This window comes from Vibrio makurazakiensis, from assembly GCF_050337375.1.
In the GTDB taxonomy this organism is placed as follows: Bacteria; Pseudomonadota; Gammaproteobacteria; order Enterobacterales; family Vibrionaceae; genus Vibrio; species Vibrio makurazakiensis.
This window is the reverse complement of the sequence record NZ_JAKJSW010000356.1, coordinates 1-2,746: the sequence shown is the minus strand read 5'-3', so window position 1 is coordinate 2,746 and position 2,746 is coordinate 1. Positions and strand designations below refer to the sequence as shown.

Annotated in this window: 4 protein-coding genes; 2 read left to right on the top strand and 2 right to left on the bottom strand. The window is 39.7% G+C overall.

Translation table 11 applies throughout. From position 1 onward, the window contains the following. Positions 1–183: a trimethylamine N-oxide reductase system protein TorE gene (gene torE / locus L4C33_RS21305; protein ID WP_017630464.1), complete on the bottom strand. Its 183-nt coding sequence runs from the start codon at positions 181–183 to the stop codon at positions 1–3. 440 nt (positions 184–623) lie between these two features. Here torE and L4C33_RS21300 point away from each other — a divergent pair, with 440 nt between their 5' ends. Then, the gene (locus L4C33_RS21300) at positions 624–1,430 is read left to right on the top strand and encodes an ABC transporter permease (protein WP_428814392.1); all 807 of its coding nucleotides are present in this window, start codon (positions 624–626) and stop codon (positions 1,428–1,430) included. A gap of 230 nt (positions 1,431–1,660) precedes the next feature. On the opposite strand, the gene focA is transcribed toward L4C33_RS21300, so the two are convergent. Next, positions 1,661–2,503, bottom strand: coding sequence for a formate transporter FocA (focA, locus tag L4C33_RS21295; protein WP_428814391.1), 843 nt, complete (start codon positions 2,501–2,503; stop codon positions 1,661–1,663). A 13-nt stretch (positions 2,504–2,516) separates the two neighbouring features. Between focA and L4C33_RS21290 the strand changes: the two genes are divergently transcribed. Beyond that, on the top strand, positions 2,517–2,746 hold a 230-nt coding region (locus tag L4C33_RS21290; protein ID WP_428814390.1), incomplete at its 3' end, for a hypothetical protein.

Genomic DNA, 2,746 nt, shown 5'->3' with positions numbered 1-2,746 from the left:
TTACATGCCGCCGTGAGCACCTGGAGGTCCGAATACAAACACTTGCAGAGCCCAAACTAGGAAGCCGTAACCGCCTACAAAAGCCACACTTAATATTGGAAAGAGAACTACCGCGATGAAGAGGAATGACTTCCACTCCAACGAGCGTTTTTCGCCAGTTTCAATTTTCTTAACATCACTCATACATTTTGCCTATTTTGTATTTAGTAATTTTGGATAGCTCACTTGCTGGAGCCAAAGTTTTTCAATTTCTGATAAAAAATATTAGACCTACTGAGAGTAGGGTTCAATCAAATCCCCTACCTCAAGCCTTGTTATTCAACACTTTTTTGAGGTCATCCAGTTATGTGTCGGCTTAACAAAGCATGTTAAAAAGTATTAATAGATATGACAAATTAATAATGTAGCAGAGATATTAATAATAAACAAAATAGCAACATAATCATGACACTATTTAACTTTGTACTCATTAAGAGGTAGGTCAATAATGACAATTTCACCCTGCAATTGTTTTCAATTTGTTAATGAATATAGGGAGTGTTTGGCTACAAAATGTAAGTGTATTTTGTTAGTTTTCAGAGCGTATTCAGTTACCATAGAGGCTTCATATTAGGAAACACTCAATGTCAGAAGTCGTCGATATATCCTGGTTCCAACTGTTGTTGTTCAGCTCAATTTTGCTTATTCCTGTAGGTCTCAGCTATTACCTAAAATTGGGGATAGTCAAAGAAGCCGCGGTAAGTATTGTTCGAATGACAATGCAGCTCGCATTGGTTGGAGTCTATTTAGAGTATTTATTTGATTTAAACAGTTGGTGGGTGAACTTAATTTGGCTCGTTGTCATGATAGCCATTGGAGCCAATTCTGTTATTAGTAAAGCTAAGCTCCCTCAGAGACCTCTGTTAGCCCCAATATCACTAAGCCTTGGGATAACGGCAATTCCATTAGTTCTGCTCATCTGCGCTCTTGTAATAAAGCCATCTCCGCTTTTTAGTGCGCAGTACTTGATTCCAATTGCAGGAATGCTCCTTGGTAACTGTCTGAGCTGCAACATTGTGGCATTGCAAAACCTCTTTGGCGCTTTCGAGCAAAGAAAGTCAGAATATGAAGGGGCATTATCTTTAGGGGCATCACCACAATACGCCTCTGCTCCTTTTATTCGTTCAGCGATACAAAAGGCTATTTCTCCTATCATGGCCTCGATGGCCACAACCGGTATCGTCACTTTACCTGGCATGATGACCGGACAGATCCTTGGTGGAGCATCTCCAATGATCGCGATCAAATATCAACTTATGATCATGATTGCTATTTTCGTTATGATGATCTCGTCACTTACTATTGCGCTGCACCTAAGCCTAAAGTCCTCACTGAATAAAGAAGGTCGCGTTACTATAAGATTTATCAACAAAGGCAGTGACACGCCTTAGTGGCACTGTGATTAAGCACCTAGTCAGTTTCGTGATGATCAATTTACTCACTCAGTTTGAGACACGTTATCCACAGAAAATGTGGATAACCTTATGTAATCAACAGAGTTTATTTCTTTAAACTCTTGGCTAATGATCACATAGGATTTTTTGGTTTACTTTCTAGCAGGCAAAAGAAAGCCCACATTCAGTGGGCTTAAAAACTCTTCTCATGAATCTCGTTTCTAGTATTAATCTCTTAAGTATATTAACCAATACCACATACCAACAAAGATCCCACCGCCAATAATATTTCCTAATGTCACAGGGATAAGGTTATTGGTGATAAAGTCGATCATATTAAGATCTAGGTAGTCTGCTGGGTTCGCACCTGTCATCGTCCAAAACTCTGCTGGGGCAAAGTTTTTGATCCCAATAGCTAAAGGCACCTGAAACATATTCGCAATACAGTGCTCAAACCCTGCTGAAACGAACATAGCTACTGGGAGAATCATCACTGCTATTTTATCTGTCAGTGTACGTCCACTAAATGTCATCCATACCGCAATACATACCAGTACATTACACATAATGCCTAAAGCTACAGCTTGAAAAAATCCATGGTGCATTTTGTGCTGGGAGATAGCCATTGCATTCAGTCCAACTTGACCATTGTCGAACATATATTGCTTAGTAAACAACATACAGACCACCAGCAATAAAGCACCGATCAGGTTACCGACATAGACAGTAGCCCAGTTCTTAATGAGAGTGCCCCACGTGATTTTTCCACTAGCGCGGGCAACCAATGTAAGGACCGAACTGGTGAATAACTCACCGCCTGTCACCACAACTAAAATTAACCCTAAGCTAAATGCCAAGCCACCAATTAAACGGGTAATACCCCATGGAATATCACCAGCACCTGTCGTCACGATTGTATAGAATACAAACGCAATACCAATGTGGATGCCAGCCGAGATCGCAAGCAGAAATGATTTAATAGGATCTTTGGTTGCTTTACCAACGCCGATATCAGCAGCGCGCTCAGCCATTTGTGGCGGTAATAATGAGTCAAATTGATTTAGGTTCATTGTGGTTTACATTTTGAAACATGTCAGGGGCGCCGATAATCCTCCGTTTCAAAAGTTAATTCAAGCGCTATTTGGGACAAAAAACGCCCATCAAAAGCCTCAAAGCTCAGAAAAACTAACTCACCAATATTCTTTTATCACTAAAGTAGTAGTTTTTCATATGAAAATTCACTGTTCAACTTTTGTAAATTTCAATTTAACTCTTAAAAAACAAGAAGATAGCAAAATGATTACCGTTAATAG

Coding starts and splice junctions, on each gene's coding strand:
- focA (WP_428814391.1), bottom strand. CDS start 2,503: ATGAACCTAAATCAATTTGACTCATTATTACCGCCACAAATGGCTGAG.
- torE (WP_017630464.1), bottom strand. CDS start 183: ATGAGTGATGTTAAGAAAATTGAAACTGGCGAAAAACGCTCGTTGGAG.
- L4C33_RS21300 (WP_428814392.1), top strand. CDS start 624: ATGTCAGAAGTCGTCGATATATCCTGGTTCCAACTGTTGTTGTTCAGC.